Genomic DNA, 24,324 nt, shown 5'->3' on the forward strand with positions numbered 1-24,324 from the left:
TTTAGAATTAGAATTTTTTTAGAACTTTTGTCGAAATGCTTAAACAATATAATATATGTAGTAAAATAATTGTAGGATGACCCAATGGAGGAAGAAAAATGGATACAAATTTTAAATCAGGTTTTATCACCATTATTGGAAGGCCGAATGTTGGAAAATCAACTTTTCTAAACCGTGTAATTGGTCAAAAAATAGCTATCATGAGTGATAAAGCTCAAACAACAAGAAATACAATTCAAGGTGTTTTAACAGAAGATAATGCGCAGATGATCTTCATTGATACTCCTGGTATTCATAAACCAAAGCATAAACTTGGTGATTTTATGGTGAAACTTGCTGAAAACACACTAAATGAAGTAGATGCAATTTTATTTATGATTAACGCAAAAGAAGGATATGGAGCAGGAGATCAATACATTATTGATCGCTTAGAGCATATCAAAAGTCCAGTTTTTTTAATTATAAATAAAATCGATCAAATTCATCCAGATGAACTATTTTTGCTCATCACAAAATACAAGGACAAGTATCCTTTCGCAGAAATAATACCTATATCAGCATTAGAAGGAAATAACGTGGATCACTTATTGAGTGTATTAAAAGACCAGCTACCAGAAGGGCCACAATATTATCCGGAAGACCAAGTAACTGATCATCCAGAACGTTTTATCATCAGTGAATTAATTCGCGAAAAAGCTCTCCAATTAACTCGTGAAGAGATTCCTCACTCCGTGGCAGTTGTTATTGACAAGATCGAAAAAAACACAGAAGAAAAAGTCTTAATTCAGGCGTCGATTATAATTGAGAGAAAGTCGCAAAAAGGAATTATCATCGGGAAACAAGGAACAATGCTGAAAAAAATAGGATCACAAGCTAGAAGAGATATTGAGCGATTGTTAGGTACAAAAGTGTATCTTGAGCTATGGGTGAAAGTACAAAAAGATTGGCGTAATAGTGATCGGTATCTTCAAGAATTTGGCTTCAGTAAAAGTGAATATTGAGGCTGATTTGAATCAATGATGCTTCATACATGGTAATTATTTTAACACATGCTTTCGGTTGATCAGGGTCATTCTATAAACAAGCACATAATCAATTGACAACAGAAAGGTGGGGTTTCTTGTGGTAGACTTACCCTGGAAATTTTTTAGTCAAACAGGAAACGTTGAAACCTATTTATTAATGAAAGAATTGGAAAGTGTGGACGAAGAAGAGGTCAGTATGATTCCTGCTAATATAACGGATTTTATTGATCAACAAACGTAATTTTTAAGAAAAATAACCGATCAAAGGGATTGGTGGGGAAATTTGTTAGAAAAAATCGAAGGAATTATTATCCGAACACAGGATTATGGGGAAACACACAAAATTATTACGATGTTTAGTAAAGAAAAAGGGAAAATTGCAGCAATTGCTCGCGGTGCAAAAAAACCAAAAAGTAGAATGGCTGCTATAACTCAACCTTTTGTTCAAGGACATTTTTTGTTGAAGATAGGTTCAGGGTTAAGTGCTTTACAGCAAGGGGAATTAGAAGACTCTTTTCGGAAAATTCGTGAAGATATTGTGAAAACTGCTTATGCAAGTTATATTGCTGAATTGACAGATAAGTTGACAGAAGAGAAATCTGCAGATTCTCATTTATATCAACAGTTAATCGCTAGTTTAACAGCAATAGTAAATGAAAAAGATCCGGAAATTGTAGCGATGATGTATGAATTAAAACTATATGAAAAGGCAGGATTTGCACCAATTGTACAGAGGTGTGCCCACTGCCACTCGACAGACTATTTACGATCTTTCTCAGTTACGGAAGGCGGCTTGATTTGTCAATCTTGTTATGTAAACGATGAGAATACTTTCATTGTTAACGAAAAGCAAGTTTACTTACTTCAACTATTTACTCAAGTAGGTATCGAGAGAATCGCTAATATCTCTGTAAAAAAAGAAAACAAAGAACACATGAAAAAAATAATGGAAGCCTATTATGAACAGTACGGCGGTTTGTATATTAAATCCAAGAAGTTTCTTAAACAAATTGATTTGTTTAAATAGTGGATTCTAGACTTGACAAAGATTTGCTTTTACCGTAACATCTTAGATAAATTTGATGAATAAATGTGAAGAAAGAGAAGAGTATGTTGTTGATTCGTCTAAGCGAACCCAGGATAGTGTGAGCTGGGTACACAAACAATGACAGAAGGCACTCTGGAGCATTTTTAATAAAAGTGACTATTATATTTTCTTCTGTATAATAGTAAGTAGGGTGGAACCGCGGAAATCCCGTCCCTATGTCTTATTAATAAGACATAGGGACGGGATTTTTGATTTTATTTCCCCTATGAATAACATTTAATTTTTCTATATTTTCCAAATTAATGATAAATGGAGGGAATAATTTTATGCACGTTCAAGAAATGATACTCACGTTACAGAAACATTGGTCTGATCAAGGTTGTATTTTAATGCAAGCGTATGATGTGGAAAAAGGTGCAGGTACTATGTCACCAATGACTTTATTACGAAGCTTAGGTCCGGAGCCATGGAATGTCGCCTATGTGGAGCCTTCTAGAAGACCAGCAGACGGTCGTTATGGTGAGAACCCTAATCGATTGTATCAACACCATCAATTTCAAGTAATTATGAAGCCATCTCCGGACAACATTCAAGAGCTGTACCTAGCATCATTAGAGAAGCTTGGAATTGATCCTTTGCAACATGATATTCGTTTTGTTGAAGATAATTGGGAAAACCCTACACTTGGCGCAGCTGGTTTAGGTTGGGAAGTATGGTTAGACGGAATGGAAATTACTCAATTTACCTATTTCCAACAAATTGGTGGTTTAGAAGCGAGTCCAGTAGCTGTAGAGATTACATATGGGATTGAACGTTTAGCATCATATATTCAAGATGAGGACAATGTGTTTGATTTAACTTGGACCGACGGTGTTACCATTCGTGATATATTTTACCAACCAGAGTTTGAGCACTCGAAATATACTTTTGAGGAATCGAATACAGATATGTTATTTCAATTATTCACTATGTATGAACAAGAAGCGAAACAAACAATGGAAAAAGGTTTAGTTTTTCCCGCTTATGATTACGTACTAAAGTGTTCGCATACGTTCAACTTACTCGATGCAAAAGGGGTAATTTCGGTAACAGAAAGAACAGGATATATTTCTAGAGTACGTAATTTGGCTCGTGCCATTGCTAAGCTTTATGTTGCAGAAAGAGAAAAACTAGGCTTTCCAATGTTAAAAGAGGAGGGGAAATCCATTGAAGAAAACTAATGTATTATTTGAGATTGGTTTAGAGGAAATGCCAGCACGTTTTTTAGCTGATGCAGAAAAACAGCTAAAATCTAAGACTATGGAATGGCTTCACTCTATTCGATTATCTTACCAAGCTATACAAACCTTTGCCACACCTAGACGTCTTGCGATATTAATTAAAGAGGTAGACGGCAAACAACCTGACTTAGAAGAAGAAGCGAAAGGGCCGGCAAAAAAAATTGCTATGGACGACGAGGGAAATTGGTCGAAAGCAGCAATTGGATTTACAAAAGGTCAAGGACGATCGGTAGAAGACATATATTTTAAAGAAATTAATGGTACCGAATATGCACATGTCCATAGATTTACAGAAGGAAAATCAGCTTCAGAATTGTTACCGAAGTTTAAAGATGTTATTTTATCTTTAACCTTTCCGAAAAATATGCGATGGTCAACAGGATCGTTACGATTTATTCGACCAATCCGCTGGTTAGTCGCTCTAAACGATGAAGCAATTATTCCGTTTGAAATTGCAGGAGTTGAAACATCCAACTACACATACGGTCATCGCTTTCTAGGTGACAAAGTGACAATAAAGGATGCCATAAGTTATCAACAAACACTGGCCGATCAATTTGTTGTTGCTAGAAGCGAGGATAGAAAAGCTAGCATTACTGCACAAATGAATGAATTACAACAACTTAATAACTGGGTTATTCCTGCAGACGCTGACTTATTAGAAGAAGTCAGTCAATTGGTCGAATACCCTACAGTATTTTCAGGATCTTTTAGTGAAGAATTCTTAATTGTTCCTGAAGAAGCACTGATTACCTCGATGAAGGAACATCAGCGCTATTTCCCAGTGTTATCTGGTGAAGGAAAGTTACTCCCCCATTTCATTGCAGTTCGAAACGGAAATGATCAAAATATTGATACCGTTGCAAGAGGAAATGAAAAGGTATTAAGTGCACGTTTATCGGATGCGATGTTCTTTTATCAAGAAGATAAAAAACAATCCATTGAGAAAAATATGCTGAAATTAGAGCGTATGGTTTTTCAAGAGAGTTTAGGAACAATCGCTGATAAAGTGAGCAGAGTTATTACAATCACAGAAAAAATTGCTGAATTGCTTGGTCTGGATGATTCTTTGAAAACACAAGCACAAAGAGCCGCTGCGATCAGTAAATTTGATCTTGTTACCAATATGGTAAATGAATTTACGAACCTTCAAGGTATCATGGGAGAAAAATATGCACGGATAGCGGGAGAAGAAGAAGCTGTTGCTATTGCGATCAATGAACACTATATGCCAAGGTATGCAAATGATCAATTGCCGGAATCGACAATTGGATCGATTGTAAGTATTGCTGATAAACTGGATACTATTGTAGGCTGTATTGCTGTTGGAATTATTCCTAGTGGGTCTCAAGATCCCTACGCATTAAGACGACAAGCGATGGGTGTTATCCAAATTGTCGAAAAACAAAATTGGTCGATAACTATTGAAGCGTTGCTCACCCTTGTAGAAAACCTTTTCCAAGGATTGGGTCTCGCAAAAGATGATATAAAAATAGTTGAGCAAAATGTTCTGACTTTCTTTAAAGCAAGAGCAGCTTACCTCATTCGATCAGAAGAAATCGAACAGGATATCGTTGATGCTGTTTTAGCCAATGGGATTGGGCAAATTAGTAATACCATTGCAAAAGCAAAATACCTAACGAATCGAAGAGCTGATCCAACGTTTAAACCTGTTCAAGAGGCATTGGTTCGTGTGATTAAATTAGCAAAGAAAGGAAAAGACAAGGGTGTAGATGTAAGCTTATTTGAAAATGAGGAAGAGAAGGTATTATATACTGTGCTTCAAGAAGTAAAGAAACCTTACCTGAAAAAACTACAGGAAAATAATTTTGAACAAGCAATTGAATTGCTGGCTAAACTGGTGGAACCAATTGATTCCTTCTTTGAGCACACGATGGTTATGACAGAAGATGTTGAAAAGAAGGAAAATCGTATTTCTTTGCTAAATAAAATCGCCAAACTAGTTTTATCTTTTGCTGATTTAAGTGAAGTGGAATGGAAACAACAATTCACATCATAGACTAAAGAGGAGCGAAAAATTTTGAAAAAACCAATCATCTATCTAATATCTGACTCTTTAGGTGAAACGGCAGAAAAAGTTATTCAAGCATCGCTTTCCCAGTTTGTTAATGGACAAGAGTACGAAATAGTCCGAACTCCATATGTGGAAGATACAACCAAATTGAAACAAGTGCTAACGAACGCAACAAGAGATAAGGCCATTGTGGGCTATACATTAGTAAACCCGGAGTTACGTCAATATGTTAAGCAAAAATCGGTATTACTAAACCTAGAGTCGATTGATATTATTGGTCCGATGCTTGAAGCGATGGAGCGCATTTTTGAAAAAAAACCACGAATGAAACCAGGTTTAGCACACCAACTAGATGAGGCATACTTTAAGCGCGTAGAGGCAATTGAGTTTGCCGTTCAATATGACGATGGTCGTGATCCTAGAGGGATTGAACAAGCAGATATTATCTTGGTTGGTGTATCACGAACGTCAAAAACACCATTATCACAGTATCTAGCATTAAAAAGTTTAAAGGTTGCTAATGTGCCAATTGTTCCTGAGGTTGATCCACCTGAAGAACTCTATCGTGTAGATCCAAGCAAATGTATTGGATTGAAAATTAATCCAGAGAAATTGAATGATATTAGACGAGAACGATTAAAAGCATTAGGATTAAAAGAGAATGCCAATTACGCTACACATCGAAGAATTGAACAAGAATTAGCTTTTTTTGAATGTGTTGTCAACAAATTAGCTTGTCCAGTGATCGATGTGTCAAATAAAGCAGTAGAAGAAACGGCTAATCTTATTATGCAAATAAAAATGTCACAATAATATTTCTCCAAGTATATCGTAAATGTTTTGAAGAACTGAGGTCGTAAACTCCCCGCTAAACATCAACACTATTTAGCTTGTTAAAGTGGGGGGAGCGACCCGACAAGTTTTTAACCGTTTCTAAGGTCTAACCAGTCAATATTTAGAAAAATATGAAAATAAAAACATCGAAAAACCAATTGAGATATGTTTATGTTTGCTTTTATAAATACAAAGTGAATATGGAATCAAATTGCTTTGCCTATTTAAAAACGAAATAAGCTAGAGAAAACAGATGAAAAACCCAGAAATACAGGGTTTCTTTTTATGTTTATGGGATATAACTAGCTTTATAGGCATTTATATATTATAATTAATATTTGTGAAAAAAAGGTATATCAACTTACTGTGTAGAGGATGCTTTTTTTCTTAAGAAAGAAGGATTTCTCCGTTCGATGTAGAAGATTATTGCAGAGATGATCTTTGTGAATTAAAAAAAACAAGTTTTTTAGGCGTTTTGTCCCATGAATGATGCTGACGTTAGTTTATTCACGTGGAGTTTGAGGTATTATTATAAAAGTTATTAATATTTTTTAAAAAAATGTCGAAACTTGCAGGAATTTTTTATTTTTATATAGAAATTAGATGATGGTGATGTAAATGGCAGGTCAAATACCTGAAGAACTTATTGACGACATTCGTAAAGCAAATGATATTGTGGATGTTGTTGGCGAATATGTAAAATTAAAAAAGCAAGGTAGAAATTATTTTGGCTTATGTCCATTTCATGGAGAGAAAACACCTTCTTTTTCTGTTACACAGGAGAAACAAATTTTTCATTGTTTTGGTTGTGGTAAAGGTGGTAATGCAGTTACCTTTCTTATGGAGGTTGAAGGATTCTCTTTTTATCAAGCAATTCAACATTTAGCTGAAAAAAGTGGTCATGTGTTGCCAGAAAATCAACTGCAACAAACAAACCAATTAAATAACATGGATCAGGCTAGTTTGAAAGCTTATGAGTGGCTTACCAAATTTTATCATCATGTATTGCGACATACAAAAGAAGGTAAAGAGGCGTATGCCTATTTACAAAAGCGTGGCTTCTCCGAGGAAATGTTAGAAACCTTTCAAATCGGTTATTCGCCACAATCAACAGATATTGTTACACAATTTCTAGAAAAAAAAGGATTTCATTTGCAACAAATGGTCTCTGCTGGTTTACTCTCAGCAAATGAACAAAACCAAATTACAGACCGGTTCCGGGGAAGAGTTGTATTTCCAATTCGCACTCATCTTGGGAAAACAGTAGGGTTTGGTGGTAGGACCATTTCAGGACAAGAACCCAAGTATTTAAATAGTCCTGAGTCTTCTCTATTTCATAAAGGTAAATTATTATATAATTTCGATTTAGCTCGAAGTGAAATTAGAAAAAAAGCTCAGGCGATATTATTTGAAGGGTATATGGATGTTATCTCCGCACATCAAGCTGGTATACGGAATGGAGTTGCGTCATTAGGAACCTCTGTTACTGAACAACAGGCTAGTTTATTAAAGCGATATGCGGAATCTGTTGTTATTTGTTATGACGGTGACCGAGCGGGGATTGAAGCCTCTTACAAAGCGGCCAAACTGTTTAAGCAAACTGGGTGTAACGTGATGATTGCCTCCATACCAGAAGGGTTGGACCCAGATGCGTATTTAAAAAAATATGGTGCACAGAAATTCAAACATGAAGTAATGGAAGCAAGTAATACGTATATGACCTTCCTAATGGAATATTATAAGAAAGATTATAATCTCCAACTAGAAGGAGATCGTATACAATACATGAATAAGGTTATTGCCGAACTTACATTGCTTGATCGCCCCATGGAACAAGAGCACTATGCAAAAGAGCTTGCCAAAACTTTTGATTTATCTCTTTCAACAATATTAGAAGAAATACACATAAAAAGGAAGAAGTTAGGGAGAAAACAGGATAAGGCTGATTCAATTAGCCATACTAAAAAAATAGAGCCTGTGAAAAGAAGCAAAAAATTACTACCAGCTTATCATAATGCTGAAAAGCAATTAATTGCTTATATGTTATATGATGCTACTATTGCTGAAAAAGTAAGAAACGAATTAGGTGCTTTATTTAACGTTGATCATCATAAGATTATTGTGACACATTTATATGCGTATTACGAAGATGGTTTTGATTCAAATATAAGCCACTTTATCGAACGAATCTCCGATGAAACAATAAAAAATGAAATCATCCAGATAGCGATGGAACCTATTCAGCCTGAAATTAGCGATAAAGAAATTCAGGATTATATTCGTATTATTCAAACAGAACAAGGTGATAAAGCAATCATACGTGATTTGCGTCTCAAACAAAAGCAGGCAGAAATGAATAAGGATTACGTCTTGGCTGCTCAAATCGGGATGGAAATAGTGGAGATACTAAAACGTTTAAAAAATGCTAGTCATTGATATAGGAGTTAGTTGGAAGGAGGGGGACTCATGGCAAATAACAAGCCATCGCATTCAAAAGATAATGAACCAGAATTAACATTAGAACAAGCAAAAGAGCAACTCTTGGAGGTAGGGAAAAAAAGAGGAGTTCTAGCATACGAAGATGTAGCGGAACGTCTAGCTGGATTTGAATTAGAGTCAGACCAAATGGATGAGTACTATGAGTTTTTAGGTGAACAAGGAATTGAAATTGTTGGGGATGGGGAAGATGACCCCAGTGTACAGCAAATTGCAAAGGTTGAGGAATTCGATCTGAATGATTTAAGTGTTCCATTAGGCATTAAGATTAACGACCCTGTTCGTATGTACTTAAAAGAAATAGGCCGAGTAGATTTACTATCTGCGAAAGAAGAGATAAGTCTCGCCGAGCGGATCGAACAAGGGGACGAAGAAGCAAAAAAACGATTAGCTGAAGCAAATTTACGTTTAGTAGTAAGTATCGCCAAGCGCTATGTTGGTCGCGGTATGCTATTTTTGGATCTCATACAAGAAGGTAATATGGGATTAATCAAGGCAGTTGAGAAATTTGATTATCGGAAAGGGTTCAAATTTAGTACGTATGCTACGTGGTGGATACGTCAAGCTATCACGAGAGCAATTGCAGATCAAGCAAGAACGATCCGCATCCCTGTTCATATGGTAGAAACAATTAATAAACTAATTCGAGTGCAACGTCAGTTGTTGCAAGATTATGGTCGTGAGCCATCACCAGAGGAAATCGGGAAAGAAATGGATCTAACTCCTGATAAAGTACGTGAAATTCTTAAAATTGCTCAAGAACCAGTATCACTCGAAACTCCAATTGGTGAAGAAGATGATTCACATTTAGGTGACTTTATTGAAGATCAAGAAGCAACTTCTCCTTCTGATCATGCTGCATATGAATTATTAAAAGAACAACTTGAGGATGTCCTTGATACATTGACGGATAGAGAAGAGAATGTATTGCGTTTGCGATTTGGTTTAGATGATGGTAGAACACGTACATTGGAAGAGGTTGGAAAAGTCTTTGGCGTTACTCGTGAAAGAATTCGTCAAATAGAAGCAAAAGCATTACGTAAATTGCGCCATCCAAGTCGAAGTAAGCGATTGAAAGATTTTCTTGAATAGAAATGACCGAAATACACTCAGTCAATCGGTTTCAATTGTTTAAAACAATTGAATTTGGTTGACTGTGTTTTTATATCAAGTAAATGGCGGAGTGTGAGACTAATGGACGATCAAAGAAGACTAATAATTATTAAGGAAATTCAATCTTGGAAAGAAAACAAGTTGCTTCCCCCTCAATATTGTGATTTTTTACTAGCATTGTATTCAGAAGGAGATAATGAGAAATTAGTAGCAGCAACGATTGAATCATCCAACGAAGTTCAGATTAGTTTGTTACAAGTCTTTGTACTCGCATCCAATCTATTTGTCATACCCTTAGCAATAGCTTTCTTATATCTTACCAATTTATCAGTAGGAAAACAAATACTCGTGTTAGTTATTTTTCTTTTCTTATCAATTGGTTATTACATAGTAACAATCAAGCAATTATCGGTAAAAAAAATATATCCGTTAATTATCTTACTAATGAATATTTATGTCATTTCGATTCTCCTTGTTACACAATGGGTTCAGGTACCGTTTCTTACTTATAGTGTAGCTATCGTTCAATTACTTTGTTGGATGATACTGGGGGTTCGTATGAGGTACCGCTCATTGATTTATCTTGCTTTGTTTACATTATTCTTGAGTTTAGTTGCGATATGGATTTAAGATCTTTAGAAAAAGGAGTATGGAAGAATGAATGAAAGAGAATTATCCAAACGGCTAGCTATTGTAGCAAGTTATTTACCAAAAAAAGCTTTCTTTGCTGATATTGGTAGTGATCATGCTTATCTACCTGTTGTTGTTTGCTCGCAAGATCACGCTGCTAAAGCAATTGCAGGGGAAATAAATGAAGGCCCTTTTCAGTCTGCCAAGAAACAGGTAGAAAAACAATCGTTAGAAGAACAAATTGAAGTCATCAAAGGAGACGGCCTATCTGTTATTACAAACCAACCGATAAAACAACTCATTATCGCCGGGATGGGGGGCGGATTAATTCGGACTATTTTAGATAATGGGAAAGATAAACTTACTACAGTTGACCGTATTATAGTTCAACCCAACGTTGACGCAGAGCTCGTTCGAATCTGGTTTGATCAACATGATTATGTTTTAACAGCAGAGGAAATTATTAAAGAGGATGGGCATATCTATGAGATTCTTGTCGCAGATAGGCAGGCTAGCAGTAACCCATACCAAGATAAAAATAAGGAATATTTATTTGGACCATTTTTAATTCGGGAGAAAAATGCAGCATTTATTGAAAAATGGGAATCAGAACAAAAAAAGCGTGAACGAATTATTGCACAAATGCAACAAGCGGTTGATCTTGATCAAGAAAAAATAGATCGATTGAAAAAGGAAATTGTACAAATAGAGGAGGTATTAGGTGGTGAATAGAGTGGTTAACGTAGCACAGGTAATAAGACTGCTTGAGAAATGGGCGCCAAAAAAATATGCGTACGACTGGGATAATGTCGGTTTGCAAATAGGGTCCTATGAACAAGCGGTGACCAACTGTATGGTAACATTAGATGTTACAGAATCTGTTGTTGATGAGGCCATTGCTAAAGAGGCAAACCTAATTATTGCTCATCACCCTCTCTTGTTTAAGCCGCTTAAGCAAATTGATATCGAAAAGCCTATCGGTAAATTGATCCAGAAAATAGTGAAGAACGATATTTCTGTCTATGCAGCTCATACAAATTTAGACGTTGCCCCTGGGGGCGTTAATGACCTTTTGGCTGATCAACTGGGTTTGGTTGATCGTAAGGTACTTGTTCCTACGATAGAAGAGAAACGAATGAAACTCATCGTATATGTCCCTAGGGCATTTGTAGATCCAGTTTATACAGCTCTTGCAAATAAAGGTGCTGGGTTTTTAGGAGAGTATAGTCACTGTTCTTTTCGTTCAGAAGGGGTGGGAACGTTTTATCCGCTCTCTGATGCAGATCCATTTATTGGAGAACGTGAGCAATTAACGACCGTCGAAGAAGTAAAACTAGAAATGCTCATTCAAGAAAGCCAAGCTTCTTCTATAATCGCAACATTAAGAAATGCTCACCCATACGAAGAACCTGCGTTTGATTTGATCGAGCTCGAAAATGAAGGTAATGTAATGGGAATAGGTAGGGTTGGTCGTTTAAAAGAAACAATGGATTTGCGTATGTTTTGTGAGTTTGTGAAAAAGAATATGTCTGTTCAAGGTTTACGAGTTACAGGTAATCTAACTAAGAAAATACAAAAAGTAGCAATTATTGGCGGGAGTGGAGAGAAATATATCCAACATGCGAAAAGAAGTGGTGCTGATGTGTATGTCACAGGGGATATGTCTTTTCATCAAGCTCAGGATGCAGAGGCACTAGGTTTAGCGGTAGTTGATCCCGGTCATCATGTAGAAAAGGTTATGATTGAAGGGGTTCGAGACTATATAAGTAAGGAAATTGAAAAAATGAATGCTGACATGGAAACGATTGCTACGTCTCAGAGTACAGAGCCATTCTATTTTATTTGATGAATAAAGTGTTTATATGTAAAATACTTACAATCAGTAGGGGTAGCATATAGCCATACTGATTGTAAGTTTCCTTTATCATTTTTTTATTTTGACTTTAGGAAGGATCTTTTCTTGCTTTACTTTCGATGTTAATATCCAAGTATCTGGATTGCCACGGTCATATTGCTCAATAAATTTAATGACTTCTTTAGTGATCGGTGTCGGTGTTGAAGCCCCAGCGGTTACGGCAACTTTTTCAACATTTTTTAACCACTCAAGATTAATTTCTGTAATGTCTGCGATACGATATGCGGGTGTTCCAGCAATTTCTTTTGACACTTGAGCAAGTCGATTGGAGTTGTTACTTCTTGGGTCTCCTACAACTAAAGTTAGATCCGCTTCCTTCGCCTGTTCAGACACGGCTTCTTGTCGCACTTGTGTTGCCATGCAAATTTCTTGAACCATCTCTGTTTGTGGGAACCGTGCTTTGACGGTTTGCATGACATCATAGACATCCCATTGACTCATTGTGGTTTGGTTTGTAACAATAAGTTTAGGGTGATCTAAGGTTAATTGCATGACATCTTCTTCCGTCTCAACTAAATTTACATGATCTGGAGCGATACCAACAGCGCCTTCAGGCTCGGGATGTCCTTTCTTACCAATATAGATGATTTTATAGCCTTCTTTAACCTTATCACGAATTAAATCATGTGTTTTGGTAACGTCAGGACAAGTAGCATCTAATACAGTCAATCCTTTTTTCTCTGCTTTCTTTTTCACTAATGGCGAAACACCGTGGGCAGTGAAAATAACAGTACCTTTATCTATATCGTCTAGTAAGCCAGAACGATCTTTTCCATCAAGTGTAATGACCCCTTCTTGTTTGAAGGCTTCTGTTACATGGGTGTTATGAACAATCATACCTAATATGTAAATAGGTCGTGGTAGATTCGGGTCTTTAACAGCGTTCTGTGCAATAACCATTGCATCCACTACACCATAACAATAACCGCGCGGGGCTATCTTAATTACTTCCATTTTGGCTCCCCCTTTTTAAATTAATGCAAGCATCAATACTATTAGTGCGTGTTCAAAAAGTCCGCAAATTAGAAGCAAGCAGGTCGAGGTATTGAACGTTCTGAGAACCAGAGTGTAGGCTTTCCCTACATGAAGACCGGAAGAACGAGCCAACGAAAAAAAGCGCTGCTTATCATTTGGTGACTTTTTTACCACCCTCTATTATAAAGAATAAAGGGTAGAAATACAAAGTAAATACTAGAGATTCAAAGAAAAAGAAAATAAAATCGTGTGCAATTTTTGTAGAACTAACCTATAATGAAGAGTACAAATTGAATAAGGAGTTTTATCTATGGAAAATCATAAGTTTAAAGAATATAACTTACAACCTTGGATTCATCAGGTTATTGAAAAATTAACTTTTAAAGAACCAACACCCATTCAACAAAAAGTTATCCCAGCTGTACTAAGAGGAGAAAGTGTGATCGGGCAATCACATACTGGATCAGGAAAAACGCATGCTTTCTTATTACCGCTATTTAGTCGCCTAGATACCAACAAGCAAGAAGTACAAATAGTAATTACTTCACCAACAAGAGAATTGGCTACACAAATATATGATGAAGTGAAAAAAATTATTTCGTTTTCTGACCAAGAAGATCAGATCGTGACTAAATTATTTATTGGTGGAACCGATAAACAACGGTCGATCGATAAGTTGAAAACACAACCACAAGTCATTGTTGGTACACCTGGTCGATTATTAGATTTGATTCAAGAAGGAGCACTTGATCTATATTCTGCGAAAGCTTTTGTAGTTGATGAAGCAGACTTGATGCTTGACTTAGGATTAATTAATGAAATTGATCAAATGTTAGTCAGAGCAAATCAGAACATTCAATTACTAGTTTTTTCTGCAACTATTCCAGAAAGACTACATCCTTTTTTGAAAAAATATTTACAAAATCCAACCCATTTTCATATCAAAGATCATTTTGCTCCAGAAACAATAGAACATCGATTGGTTCCGCTTCGGCATCGAGAACCTGCAGACTTGATTTATCAAATTTCAGAAGCGATTAACCCATACCTTGCGATTATCTTTACGAACGGAAAAGAAGCTGCAAATGCTTTGTATGAAGCGTTACAAGCGCGTAAGTTGGAAGTAGGCTTAATACATGGAGGACTACCTGCTCGGGAACGGAAAAGAGTATTGAAAGATATCCAGTCGTTACGATACCAATATATTGTTGCGACAGATTTAGCTGCTAGAGGAATTGATATTAAAGGGATTAGTCATGTTATTAATGCACAAATGCCTAAGGAAGAAGAGTTCTATATTCATCGTGTTGGTCGAACAGCACGAGCCGGTATGGAAGGTACAGCGATTAATTTATATCAGGAAAATGATCTTGAATTTATTAAAAAGTTGGCAAATCGGGGAATTACTTTCACGACGTTTGATTTGAGCCATGGAGCATGGAAAGAAACGAAGGCTTGGAATGAGCGTTCAGAGCGCAAGAAGCAAGGACATGACGTAGATAAAGAAGCATGGAGACGTGTTAGAAAACCAGATAAAGTTAAACCAGGATATAAAAAGAAAATGAAACGTCAACAAGAGAGTATCAAGAGACAAATAAATCGAAGTAATAAAAAGAAATAAGTATCTATTTAACTGTGGGAGAGGGGATTTATAATGATATTAGGTTCACATGTATCAATGAGTGGAAAGAAAATGTTATTAGGTTCAAGTGAAGAAGCTACGAGTTATGGAGCTACTGCTATGATGATTTATACTGGTGCGCCACAAAATACGAGACGAAAAGCGATTGATGATTTGAATATTGAAGCGGGACGAGCTCATATGAAAGAAAATGGTATAAAAGAAGTTGTAGTACACGCTCCTTATATCATTAATTTAGGAAATACAACGAAGCCAGAAACGTTTGAATTAGCTGTTACTTTTTTAAAGAGTGAGATTGAACGTACAGCTGCGATCGGCGCTAAACAAATTGTCCTACATCCTGGGGCACACGTTGGGCAAGGAGTGGAAAAAGGGATTGCAAGAATTATTGAAGGTTTAAATGAGGTGTTAACAAAGGAACATGATGTTCAAATTGCTTTAGAAACAATGGCGGGCAAAGGGTCTGAAATAGGTCGTTCATTTGAGGAACTTGCACAAATTATAAATGGTGTAAAAAACAATGAGAAGTTATCTGTGTGTCTTGATACATGTCATATTCATGATGCTGGTTATGATATTGTTCATAATTTTGACGAAGTATTAGATGAGTTTGATCGAATTATTGGTTTGGATCGATTGAAAGTCATTCATGTAAACGATAGTAAGAATGAAAAAGGTGCCCAGAAAGATCGCCATGAGAATATTGGCTTTGGTCATATTGGTTTTGATGCATTGAATGCAATTGTTCACCACCCGCAACTATCTCATTTGCCTAAGATTCTTGAAACTCCTTATGTTGGAACAGACAAAAAGAACAAGAAAGCTCCTTATAAATATGAAATATCGATGTTAAAAGATCGAACGTTTCAATCAGACTTGCAAGAAAAGATTATGAACCAGTAATTGCTAAATAATCATCTTTAAATATTAAAAAGAACGTATGATAAGCGTATCCTCTCATAGAACAAGGATACGCTTATTTTTGTATTAAAAGTAATGATTACTTAAACCAACCTTCCACACCGTACTGCTTGATTAACTGATGGAATAACATCTCCGCTTGTTGAGCGGTTTGCTTGTCTGTAATTTGTTCTAGTTGTTTAAACATTCTTACCCGATCGCTTTCTACGGTTGGGTTTAACTTATTTGTTCTAAGAAATTGAACAATTTCATTCGCTTGTTTTTGTGATATAGGGATCTGATATGTTGTTGCATAATGAAGCAATTCGTTGGTAGAAAGGTTATTTAATTTATTCATCATCATTTGTTGAAAGAAAGCTTGCATGATAACACTCCTTTTCTATGGGTTCCTCTTTATAATAGCAATATATGTGTAAGAGATGAAATGTTTACGACTAATTGATCTTGAGTATAACATTTGCATTCCTGTTCATAGTACGTTAGCATATCAACTTGTAAATAGAATATTGATTTCAGAAGGGAATGCTGCAGGAATGAATAAGTATATGTCGATATTTGTTGGTATAGTTTCCATCGTAACGATTATATTTATTATCAGTCTTGACCGGTACCAAACTCAAGTAGACGGGTTAGAAGAAGTAAATCAAGAATTATCTCGTCAAAATGAGCAATTATCTCGTCAAAACCAACAACTACAAGCAGAAGCCTCGTTTAGTATGGAGGTATTATCCTCTAATACCAACGCTGACTATAGCCAATGGTCAGAGAGAGAAGAGGTTGCTGAACATTTTTATGAAGATAGTAACGGTAGGTTCAAAAAGTCGTGGGGAATATACTTAATGAATGAAGCGGAAAAACATGACTTAGACCCGTACCTTGTTTACGAACTGTTGAAGGTTGAAACAGGAGGAACTTTTGACCCTGAATTAATAGGACCAGAAACACAATATGGCCATGCATACGGTATGTCACAGTTTATGAAGAACACGGCGCCTTGGATTGCAGAGATGGCTCACTTGCCTTACAGTAAGGAACTTTTATTTGATCCGTATTATTCGATGCAATTGGCTGTTGTGTACTTAGACTTTCTCCACCATAAGTATGATAATTGGGATGAGGCACTCACCGCATATCATCGTGGCATGACGGGAATGGAAATGTATAAAGAAGCAAATGGTACCGCGCGAAGTGATTACGCGAAAGAAATTCAGACAAGTGCGGAGGCACATCGAACTTTAGCGATGACAAATTAATTTTAGTGAAAAACGAGAGCGAGGATTTCATCCTTAGCTCTCGTTTTCTTTTTGCTGTTCAAGGAATTCTGCTGCTATCTTGTCGACTTCTTTTTTCAGCTCTTCAACCATAATTTCTTCAGGAACTTTTCGAATGATCTCACCATGACGGAATAAAAGTCCTTCGCCTCTGGCTCCTGCAATTCCTATGTCTGCTTCACGAGCTTCTCCTGGTCCATTTACAGCACAACCAAGCACAGCAACTTTAATAGGTGCTTTGATTGTAGAAATATAGTCTTCTACTTCATTAGCAATAGATATTAAATCAATTTCGATTCGTCCACAAGTTGGACAAGAGATTAGTGTCGCTGCATTTGAAGCTAAGCCAAATGTTTTTAGTAATTCACGTGCTACTTTAACTTCTTCAACCGGATCCGCACTCAAAGAGATCCGCATCGTGTTTCCAATCCCTTTACTTAAGATCGCTCCCATTCCTGCGGCACTTTTGATACTACCTGCAAACAATGTACCAGATTCCGTGATTCCTAAATGTAATGGATAATCCATAACTGCTGCTGCTTTTTCATAAGCTTCAATGGCGAGTCCGACATCAGAGGCTTTTAACGAAACGACAATATCATAGAAATCAAGATCTTCAAGGATTTTAATATGATGCAAAGCGCTTTCTACCATTCCATCAGCAGTTGGATACCCGTATTTCTCTAATATATGTCTTTCTAGAGAACCTGCGTTTACTCCAATACGAATGGGAATTCCTTTTGCTTTTGCTGCATTTACAACTGCTTCTACTTTATCTCTTTTCCCAATATTTCCAGGGTTAATTCGTATTTTATCTGCTCCACCTTCAATGGCTTTTAATGCCAATTTATAATTGAAGTGAATATCGACAACTAATGGGATGTTGATTCGTGCTTTAATTTCTGGTATTGCATTCGCAGCACGTTCATCAGGACAAGCTACTCGGACTACTTGACAACCAGCTTCTTCTAAACGGTGTATTTCTTTTACTGTAGCTTCTATGTCGTGTGTTTTGGTTGTGGTCATCGATTGGATGATAACTTGATCTTTTCCACCGATAATTTGATTTCCGACTTTAACTGGACGTGTATCTCTTCTGTGTGTTAAACCCATTTAACGTACGCTCCTTTATGTAATTGCACCCGTAAAATGTAAGAATACAATTTCTCGTTCCTTTCTTATTATAAAGGCTTATATCAGAAAAGAGAAGGGAAAACAATTGTTTCTTGTAAGATCGTAAGGGCGAGAAGTGCATCGAATGGGCAAAAATAACAACATATGGTGCTAACAGTTTCGTATTTCATCTATTGACTGAGGATGATGTTTTTTCTTCGTTAGGAAACGATATGAGAATGAATTGTGGCAGATTTTTTCGGAACGATATAGAATCATCCAACTAATAGCGCCAATTTCACTAGTTGCTACATTTTAAACAGAACTATAGGCTATTTATTCTATCGTTTTTATGTTTATAAAATTACTCGTAGATAGGAAAGAGATAAGTAGTATTATTTTCTAGCTGATAAATATCTGCAGAAGGATTGAGCTCTTGAAAATCTATTAAAAACTGTTCAATATCAATAGAAGAAGAATTAGCGTTCAAATGATCAAAAATACTGAACAATGTATCATTATTATTTATATTGTAAGAAATAACTTGAAAGCTACTCGATTGTTGATCATAATGATGTTGAGAAGAATTGTTTTTATTTGGAACAGTTTTAGTAGGGATTCCTGTCTGAAGATCCATATAAATACTAATTAATGTAAGAAATATTAGAGTGATAATTGTACAAGTTCGAATTGATGGCAAAAGGATCATCTTCTTTCTCATTTCAGATTTTTATTTTTAGCCGGGAGCAATTATCCGTATGCTACCCGCTCAAAACACCAAAGAAAATCTAAGTTGTGTAACAGGGGATAACGAACCATAGTAACCCGAGTGGTTCTGCTAACAATCATTGGATAAACACCCACTGATTGATGTTTCAGTTTAGTGAAGGATAAACGTTTTATTTCTATTATTTATTATATAAACTTAAAGGAGTGATATGCTGTTATGATGGAGATTTTTGGTTTTGATTGGATAAGTTTTTTCATTGTAGGATTAGGTACTATGTTTTTATTAGGGGAATTGTTAGTTAATACACGAGGGTTATTTGCCATATTCGGATTAGCGTTCATAACGTTGTATTTCTTGGCTTATTTAGACCCATCGATGTTTATTATTATGGGAATTATTTATTTTTTCGGTGTTTTATTAATCTTTTTAGATGGTCAATTTATTAATGATGGTGCCTTAGCTTCTATAGGAGCAATTTGTATGATTGTTTCGATTGGTTTAAGTTCTCCTAATTGGGTAGTAGGTCTTTATGCAGTTATTGGCCTTCTTGTAGGAGGTGTAACTGCCTTGCTTTGGCTAAAGTTTTTACCAAAACGAAATATGTGGAGCAAAATTACACTGTTGGATCAGTTAACAGATGAAATGGGTTATAGCACCATGAATGCAGCATATCGTAACTTGATTGGTCAGCAAGGAGTCACTATAACGGATATGCGGCCAGTTGGTACAATTCGAATACAAGGAAACGATTATAGTGCAGTTACAAATGGTCATTGGATCAAAAAAGACACGCCAATTCTTGTACAAAAAGTTGACGGTACAAGGATATTGGTTGAAGAGTTAATAGATATAAAATAAACAGGAAGACACCTTTGATTTTAAGAAATTAGAGGTGTCTTTTTGAATGATCGACCAGCACTTGGAGAAAATAATCAGAGAAAATATAACTTTTATCCCGGTGCAACCGTCCGTAAGACTCCCACTTCAAAACAACAAGAAAAACAAGTTGTTACAATGGGAGTAACGGACGCTAGCACCCCGAATGGTTCAACTAACAATCAGTGGGGAATACCTAAGAAACCCCACTGATTGAAGTTTCACTTTATCTATATTTGTCGAAATTTATACTCCTCTGTGTAAATTTAGTGTAAATTTTCGCGAAAAGATCTTTACATTTCATTCGTATTTCATTAATAATAGGGGAGGTGTCATTACTGATTACATAAAAAGATTGTGAAGGGATGAGAATCCATGGAGATTGATTGGCAAGAGGTATTTTTTCTGTTTATTGGTGGACTAGGTATTTTCTTATTAGGAATAAAGTATATGGGTGATGGTCTACAAAAAATCGCTGGAGAGCGACTAAAAAATATTCTTGATATTTTTACGAGTAATCCTTTTATGGGAGTTCTTGCAGGAATTGTCGTAACTGTCTTGTTACAAACAAGTACGGGGACAACGGTATTAACGGTTGGCCTAGTAAGTGCAGGTTTTATGACATTGAAACAATCGATTGGTGTTATTATGGGGGCGAATATTGGTACTACAGTAACCGCCTTTATTATCGGAATTAAAATTGAAGATTATGCATTGCCAATTGTAGCAGTCGGTGCTTTAATGTTGTTTTTTACGAAAAAGAATAAGTTGCAAAATATTGGTCAAACAATCTTTGGCTTTGGTGCACTATTTTTAGGATTAACTTTGATGGGCGATGGACTTTATCCTTTACGTTATTTGGAAGCATTTCATGAACTAACTGTCGAGATGTCTTCAAATCCAATTTTAGGTGCATTTATTGGTGCTGTATTTACTTTTGTTGTTCAAAGTTCTAGTGGGACGATTGGTATTTTGCAGAATCTATATTCACAGGATTTGATGGATTTGCAAGCTGCATTACCTGTATTATTTGGGAATAACATCGGTACAACCATAACAGCTGTAATTGCATCTATTGGAGCAACAATTGCTGCGAAACGTGCAGCGTTTACACATGTTATTTTTAATTTAATTGGAGCAATTATTATTATCGCTTTTATCGGACCTTATACACAACTTATCGCATATATTCAAGGGCAATTAGGACTTAATGCTGAGATGACGATCGCATTTGGACATGGGATCTTTAACATCGCTAATGTAGTACTCCAATTCCCATTCATCGGTATCCTTGCTTTAATTGTAACGAAATTAATTCCTGGTGATGATTCTCTTGTGGAATATAAGCCAACTCATTTAGACCCAATTTTTATTCAACAATCGCCTGCAGTTGCATTAGAGCAAGCAAAGGAAGAAATTATCCGGATGGGTGAATACGCATGTAAAGGATTGGAAGAGACTGCATTATTCTTAAATGACCATCAACCGAAAAATGCGGAGGCGGCATTTCAAATTGAGAACGCCTTAAATAAATTAGATAGAGAAATTACGGAATATCTTGTTCAATTATCTCGTGCTTCATTATCTGACGTGGAAAGTGAAAAGCACTCCGCACTAATCGATTCTGTTCGTGACATTGAACGAATTGGTGACCACTTAGAAAATGTAGTAGAACTCATTCAATACAAGATTTCAAATAAAATTGTTTTAACAGACAGTGCGAAAAAAGATTTAAATGAAATGTTTGATTTAACGAACGATACAGTGAAAAAAGCAATTGAAGCTTTGGGAGAGATGGATCGCTCAAAGGCGCTTGAAGTTATAAAACAAGAAAACCAAATTGACCGGATGGAACGAAAGCTTCGAAAGAAACATATAATTCGTTTAAATGAGGGCTCATGCACGGGATCTTCTGGTATCGTATTTGTGGATATAATAAGCAATTTAGAACGAATTGGTGATCACGCTTTAAATATCGCTGAAGAAGTAATAGGGGAGAAAATTCCCGAAACGGTTCATTAATGGCTTAATTGAAGATAGTTAGTCTGGTTGTCAGGCTAACTATCTTTTTTCCTACTTGGATGTTCATATGAATCCACAATTTTTGTTCTTATTATGAGTAGGATACTTAGTTTCACATTTGAAAAAGAAGGAATAGGTGAGTTTTGCTCACTTTTCTCAAAATCTCATTGAAAAATACCAAAGTTTAATCCATAATATAAAGGTAAGTAATAGACTTGTCTATATGGAATCATTCCCTTTGCTAATCAAGGTTACCTGTTTGGCTTCATGTGAAAATATGGCTGGATGAATTGCATAACAAAATAAGTCTTCTTGAAAAATTCTCATATTTTTTATAAAAGTAGTGCTTAAATTGTTTTTAATTACTTACTATAGTAATTCTGTTATAAAAAAATAGTTTTTTTGAAAATGCCTTGACGATATGAATTATACATGCTATATTATATCTTGTCGCAAATAATTAGTTTCGATAAATTAGTAAATGTTAGAGTGAGAAATATTTGTATTTTTTTATTATTCCACAGTAGCTCAGTGGTAGAGCTATCGGCTGTTAACCGATCGGTCGTAGGTTCGAATCCTACCTGTGGAGCCATTGTGGCGGCGTAGCTCAGCTGGCGAGAGCGTACGGTTCATACCCGTGAGGTCGTGGGTTCGATCCCCTCCGCCGCTACCATTTTCAAAAATATTTCTAATGGCGGTCGTGGCGAAGTGGTTAACGCACCGGATTGTGGTTCCGGCATTCGTGGGTTCAATCCCCACCGGTCGCCCCATTTATATAGGACCCTTAGCTCAGTTGGTTAGAGCTATCGGCTCATAACCGATCGGTCGCAGGTTCGAATCCTGCAGGGTCCACCATTAGGATAACATTATATTTTTGTACGGAGGAGTACCCAAGTCCGGCTGAAGGGATCGGTCTTGAAAACCGACAGGGGCTTCACGGCTCGCGGGGGTTCGAATCCCTCCTCCTCCGCCATTCTTCTTTACCTAGTTATTGAGTAGAGATACATAAGTTTTAATTAAACAATTAAATTAAGTTATTATTCTGGCTCGGTAGCTCAGTCGGTAGAGCAACGGACTGAAAATCCGTGTGTCGGCGGTTCGATTCCGTCCCGAGCCATCTAAAACAAGCATAATTTTTATGCTTGTTTTTTTGTATGACAAAAAAATCTTGCTTTTTTTATATTGTATCAATTTCCAAAATGTTTAAGTTTCCTATAGTTGGGATAGATATAACTAAATAATGTTGATAGGATTAAAGGGGAGAAGCCTAAATGAAAAGAGAAAATGTAATAGAAGAAATCAGAATTATTTTACTTGATAGACAAAAAGAACTAACAGACCAAGTGCTAAAGCAGGATGAACTTGATAACCTACATGCTGAACAACTAAATAATGAATTATCAAATGTTGATAATCATCCAGGTGATCAAGGTTCAACCTTATTTGAACGAGAAAAAGATCAAGCGTTGAATAGGCACTTAAAGCAAGAATTAAATGAGATTGGGACAGCATTACAGAAGATACAAGAAGGTAATTATGGAAGGTGTAAAATTTGCGAGAAAAAAATTCCAGCAGATAGACTATATGCCATGCCCACAACGTTGTTTTGTATTGATCATGCTAAAGAAGGTTTCAGCCTAGAACGTCCCGTCGAAGAGGAAGTTTTGAATTCATCAATTATTAATCGCAAAAAGAATTTTGAAGAAGATGAATCTACAGCTTTTGACGCCGAAGATAGTTGGAAAGCAGTAGAAGAATATGGATCATCAGCGACCCCATCTGATTTTCATTCTACAAAAAAAGACTATAACCATATGTACACCAATTCAGATCAAATGGAAGGTACTACCGAGAAAACAGACGAATTGTCTAATAAAGATAATTCGAATGATAAAAAAAGTTAAGAAAATCGATCCAATTAGAACAAACAGAATATACAACTTTAGACACAAACTGTGTGGTAAGTGATTTATATTTTTCACTTTAATGATGTTCACATGAGGATGGAGGCTAAAAAATGGGGCTAACCTCGTCAAGATGGCTGATCTTGCTTAGGTTTAGGTCAAAAAATGAGGCTAACCTCGTCAAGATAGCCAATCTTGCTTAGGTTTAGGTCAAAAAATGTGACTAACCTCGTCAAGAAGCCCAATCTTGCTTAGGTTCAGGTCAAAAAGTGGGACTAACCTCGTCAAGATAGCCGATCTTGCTTAGGTTCAGGTCAAAAAGTGGGACTAACCTCGTCAAGAAGCCCAATCTTGCCGAGGTTCAGGTCAAAAAACAGCTACAACCTCGTTGAAACGGCCACTATAACCTAGATTCGTTACTCCACAGTTTATACATAATGCGCAGTATTTTAACGTATTGTAGTGGATTAAATAAATACGTTTAATATTATATA

Annotated in this window: 22 protein-coding genes, 6 tRNA genes and 1 other annotated feature; of the genes, 24 read left to right on the forward strand and 4 right to left on the reverse strand. The window is 36.2% G+C overall.

Translation table 11 applies throughout. The features are described from left to right. Positions 1-98: 98 nt before the first annotated feature. From era to OWO01_RS12530, 11 genes are all read left to right on the forward strand, one after another. Positions 99-1,001 carry a GTPase Era gene (era, locus tag OWO01_RS12480; RefSeq protein WP_268780795.1) on the forward strand — a complete coding sequence of 301 codons (903 nt, stop codon included), beginning with the start codon at positions 99-101 and terminating at the stop codon, positions 999-1,001. A gap of 121 nt (positions 1,002-1,122) precedes the next feature. After that, positions 1,123-1,266, forward strand: a complete 144-nt coding sequence (locus OWO01_RS12485; protein WP_268780796.1) for a YqzL family protein — start codon at positions 1,123-1,125, stop codon at positions 1,264-1,266. Between the two features lie 42 nt (positions 1,267-1,308). After that, positions 1,309-2,052 carry a DNA repair protein RecO gene (gene recO, locus OWO01_RS12490; RefSeq protein WP_268780797.1) on the forward strand — a complete coding sequence of 248 codons (744 nt, stop codon included), beginning with the start codon at positions 1,309-1,311 and terminating at the stop codon, positions 2,050-2,052. A 59-nt stretch (positions 2,053-2,111) separates the two neighbouring features. Next, positions 2,112-2,291 (forward strand) — a binding site (T-box leader). Positions 2,292-2,399: 108 nt separating this feature from the next. Then, positions 2,400-3,293, forward strand: a complete 894-nt coding sequence (gene glyQ, locus OWO01_RS12495) for a glycine--tRNA ligase subunit alpha (protein WP_268780798.1) — start codon at positions 2,400-2,402, stop codon at positions 3,291-3,293. Continuing rightward, positions 3,280-5,373: a glycine--tRNA ligase subunit beta gene (gene glyS, locus OWO01_RS12500; RefSeq protein WP_268780799.1), complete on the forward strand. Its 2,094-nt coding sequence runs from the start codon at positions 3,280-3,282 to the stop codon at positions 5,371-5,373. Before glyQ ends, glyS begins: the two co-directional genes overlap by 14 nt. 18 nt (positions 5,374-5,391) lie before the next feature. Further along, positions 5,392-6,201: a pyruvate, water dikinase regulatory protein gene (locus tag OWO01_RS12505; RefSeq protein WP_268780814.1), complete on the forward strand. Its 810-nt coding sequence runs from the start codon at positions 5,392-5,394 to the stop codon at positions 6,199-6,201. A gap of 639 nt (positions 6,202-6,840) precedes the next feature. Continuing rightward, entirely contained in the window at positions 6,841-8,658 is a 1,818-nt protein-coding gene (dnaG, locus tag OWO01_RS12510; RefSeq protein ID WP_268780800.1) for a DNA primase, read from the forward strand. Between the two features lie 30 nt (positions 8,659-8,688). Continuing rightward, positions 8,689-9,810: an RNA polymerase sigma factor RpoD gene (rpoD, locus tag OWO01_RS12515; protein WP_268780801.1), complete on the forward strand. Its 1,122-nt coding sequence runs from the start codon at positions 8,689-8,691 to the stop codon at positions 9,808-9,810. 102 nt (positions 9,811-9,912) lie between these two features. Then, the gene (locus tag OWO01_RS12520) at positions 9,913-10,461 is read left to right on the forward strand and encodes a hypothetical protein (protein ID WP_268780802.1); all 549 of its coding nucleotides are present in this window, start codon (positions 9,913-9,915) and stop codon (positions 10,459-10,461) included. A 27-nt stretch (positions 10,462-10,488) separates the two neighbouring features. Continuing rightward, the gene (locus tag OWO01_RS12525) at positions 10,489-11,193 is read left to right on the forward strand and encodes a tRNA (adenine(22)-N(1))-methyltransferase (RefSeq protein ID WP_268780803.1); all 705 of its coding nucleotides are present in this window, start codon (positions 10,489-10,491) and stop codon (positions 11,191-11,193) included. Further along, the gene (locus OWO01_RS12530; RefSeq protein ID WP_268780815.1) at positions 11,186-12,307 is read left to right on the forward strand and encodes a Nif3-like dinuclear metal center hexameric protein; all 1,122 of its coding nucleotides are present in this window, start codon (positions 11,186-11,188) and stop codon (positions 12,305-12,307) included. Before OWO01_RS12525 ends, OWO01_RS12530 begins: the two co-directional genes overlap by 8 nt. Positions 12,308-12,385: 78 nt before the next feature. Here the strand turns inward: OWO01_RS12530 and OWO01_RS12535 are convergent, their stop codons facing one another. After that, positions 12,386-13,330 (reverse strand): 4-hydroxy-3-methylbut-2-enyl diphosphate reductase, encoded by a 945-nt coding sequence (locus OWO01_RS12535; RefSeq protein ID WP_268780804.1) that lies wholly within the window; start codon positions 13,328-13,330, stop codon positions 12,386-12,388. Between the two features lie 331 nt (positions 13,331-13,661). Here OWO01_RS12535 and OWO01_RS12540 point away from each other — a divergent pair, with 331 nt between their 5' ends. Continuing rightward, positions 13,662-14,972: a DEAD/DEAH box helicase gene (locus tag OWO01_RS12540; protein WP_268780805.1), complete on the forward strand. Its 1,311-nt coding sequence runs from the start codon at positions 13,662-13,664 to the stop codon at positions 14,970-14,972. A gap of 30 nt (positions 14,973-15,002) precedes the next feature. Continuing rightward, positions 15,003-15,896, forward strand: a complete 894-nt coding sequence (locus tag OWO01_RS12545) for a deoxyribonuclease IV (protein ID WP_268780816.1) — start codon at positions 15,003-15,005, stop codon at positions 15,894-15,896. Positions 15,897-15,993: 97 nt separating this feature from the next. On the opposite strand, the gene OWO01_RS12550 is transcribed toward OWO01_RS12545, so the two are convergent. After that, complete coding sequence (locus OWO01_RS12550; RefSeq protein WP_268780806.1) at positions 15,994-16,278, reverse strand: DUF2624 domain-containing protein; 285 nt, start codon at positions 16,276-16,278, stop codon at positions 15,994-15,996. Between the two features lie 55 nt (positions 16,279-16,333). Between OWO01_RS12550 and OWO01_RS12555 the strand changes: the two genes are divergently transcribed. Further along, positions 16,334-17,167 carry a transglycosylase SLT domain-containing protein gene (locus OWO01_RS12555; RefSeq protein ID WP_268780807.1) on the forward strand — a complete coding sequence of 278 codons (834 nt, stop codon included), beginning with the start codon at positions 16,334-16,336 and terminating at the stop codon, positions 17,165-17,167. A gap of 33 nt (positions 17,168-17,200) precedes the next feature. On the opposite strand, the gene ispG is transcribed toward OWO01_RS12555, so the two are convergent. Together ispG and OWO01_RS12565 are read right to left on the reverse strand one after the other, a co-directional pair. Beyond that, positions 17,201-18,298 carry a flavodoxin-dependent (E)-4-hydroxy-3-methylbut-2-enyl-diphosphate synthase gene (gene ispG / locus OWO01_RS12560; protein ID WP_268780808.1) on the reverse strand — a complete coding sequence of 366 codons (1,098 nt, stop codon included), beginning with the start codon at positions 18,296-18,298 and terminating at the stop codon, positions 17,201-17,203. A 364-nt stretch (positions 18,299-18,662) separates the two neighbouring features. Further along, positions 18,663-18,998: a hypothetical protein gene (locus tag OWO01_RS12565; RefSeq protein WP_268780809.1), complete on the reverse strand. Its 336-nt coding sequence runs from the start codon at positions 18,996-18,998 to the stop codon at positions 18,663-18,665. 246 nt (positions 18,999-19,244) lie between these two features. On the opposite strand from OWO01_RS12565, the gene OWO01_RS12570 reads away from it, so the two are divergent. From OWO01_RS12570 to OWO01_RS12615, 10 genes are all read left to right on the forward strand, one after another. Beyond that, positions 19,245-19,886, forward strand: a complete 642-nt coding sequence (locus OWO01_RS12570; RefSeq protein ID WP_336284192.1) for an NfeD family protein — start codon at positions 19,245-19,247, stop codon at positions 19,884-19,886. 42 nt (positions 19,887-19,928) lie between these two features. Further along, positions 19,929-20,117: a hypothetical protein gene (locus tag OWO01_RS12575; protein ID WP_268780810.1), complete on the forward strand. Its 189-nt coding sequence runs from the start codon at positions 19,929-19,931 to the stop codon at positions 20,115-20,117. A 162-nt stretch (positions 20,118-20,279) separates the two neighbouring features. Beyond that, the gene (locus tag OWO01_RS12580) at positions 20,280-21,926 is read left to right on the forward strand and encodes a Na/Pi cotransporter family protein (protein WP_268780811.1); all 1,647 of its coding nucleotides are present in this window, start codon (positions 20,280-20,282) and stop codon (positions 21,924-21,926) included. 517 nt (positions 21,927-22,443) lie between these two features. Then, positions 22,444-22,518, forward strand: a tRNA-Asn gene (locus OWO01_RS12585). A 4-nt stretch (positions 22,519-22,522) separates the two neighbouring features. Then, positions 22,523-22,599, forward strand: a tRNA-Met gene (locus OWO01_RS12590). Between the two features lie 21 nt (positions 22,600-22,620). Continuing rightward, positions 22,621-22,696 (forward strand) — tRNA-His (locus OWO01_RS12595). A gap of 8 nt (positions 22,697-22,704) precedes the next feature. Next, positions 22,705-22,781 (forward strand) — tRNA-Ile (locus tag OWO01_RS12600). Between the two features lie 25 nt (positions 22,782-22,806). Then, positions 22,807-22,899 (forward strand) — tRNA-Ser (locus OWO01_RS12605). A gap of 71 nt (positions 22,900-22,970) precedes the next feature. Further along, positions 22,971-23,043: transfer RNA gene (locus OWO01_RS12610), tRNA-Phe, on the forward strand. A gap of 154 nt (positions 23,044-23,197) precedes the next feature. Continuing rightward, entirely contained in the window at positions 23,198-23,830 is a 633-nt protein-coding gene (locus tag OWO01_RS12615) for a TraR/DksA C4-type zinc finger protein (protein ID WP_268780812.1), read from the forward strand. Positions 23,831-24,324 lie beyond the last annotated feature (494 nt).

It is taken from the genome of Natronobacillus azotifigens (genome assembly GCF_026805325.1).
In the GTDB taxonomy this organism is placed as follows: domain Bacteria; phylum Bacillota; class Bacilli; order Bacillales; family Amphibacillaceae; genus Natronobacillus; species Natronobacillus azotifigens.

Coding starts and splice junctions, on each gene's coding strand:
- OWO01_RS12535 (WP_268780804.1), bottom strand. CDS start 13,330: ATGGAAGTAATTAAGATAGCCCCGCGCGGTTATTGTTATGGTGTAGTG.
- dnaG (WP_268780800.1), top strand. CDS start 6,841: ATGGCAGGTCAAATACCTGAAGAACTTATTGACGACATTCGTAAAGCA.
- ispG (WP_268780808.1), bottom strand. CDS start 18,298: ATGGGTTTAACACACAGAAGAGATACACGTCCAGTTAAAGTCGGAAAT.
- rpoD (WP_268780801.1), top strand. CDS start 8,689: ATGGCAAATAACAAGCCATCGCATTCAAAAGATAATGAACCAGAATTA.
- era (WP_268780795.1), top strand. CDS start 99: ATGGATACAAATTTTAAATCAGGTTTTATCACCATTATTGGAAGGCCG.
- OWO01_RS12520 (WP_268780802.1), top strand. CDS start 9,913: ATGGACGATCAAAGAAGACTAATAATTATTAAGGAAATTCAATCTTGG.
- OWO01_RS12570 (WP_336284192.1), top strand. CDS start 19,245: ATGATGGAGATTTTTGGTTTTGATTGGATAAGTTTTTTCATTGTAGGA.
- OWO01_RS12580 (WP_268780811.1), top strand. CDS start 20,280: ATGGAGATTGATTGGCAAGAGGTATTTTTTCTGTTTATTGGTGGACTA.
- glyQ (WP_268780798.1), top strand. CDS start 2,400: ATGCACGTTCAAGAAATGATACTCACGTTACAGAAACATTGGTCTGAT.
- OWO01_RS12540 (WP_268780805.1), top strand. CDS start 13,662: ATGGAAAATCATAAGTTTAAAGAATATAACTTACAACCTTGGATTCAT.
- OWO01_RS12525 (WP_268780803.1), top strand. CDS start 10,489: ATGAATGAAAGAGAATTATCCAAACGGCTAGCTATTGTAGCAAGTTAT.
- OWO01_RS12615 (WP_268780812.1), top strand. CDS start 23,198: ATGAAAAGAGAAAATGTAATAGAAGAAATCAGAATTATTTTACTTGAT.
- OWO01_RS12550 (WP_268780806.1), bottom strand. CDS start 16,278: ATGCAAGCTTTCTTTCAACAAATGATGATGAATAAATTAAATAACCTT.
- OWO01_RS12555 (WP_268780807.1), top strand. CDS start 16,334: ATGAAATGTTTACGACTAATTGATCTTGAGTATAACATTTGCATTCCT.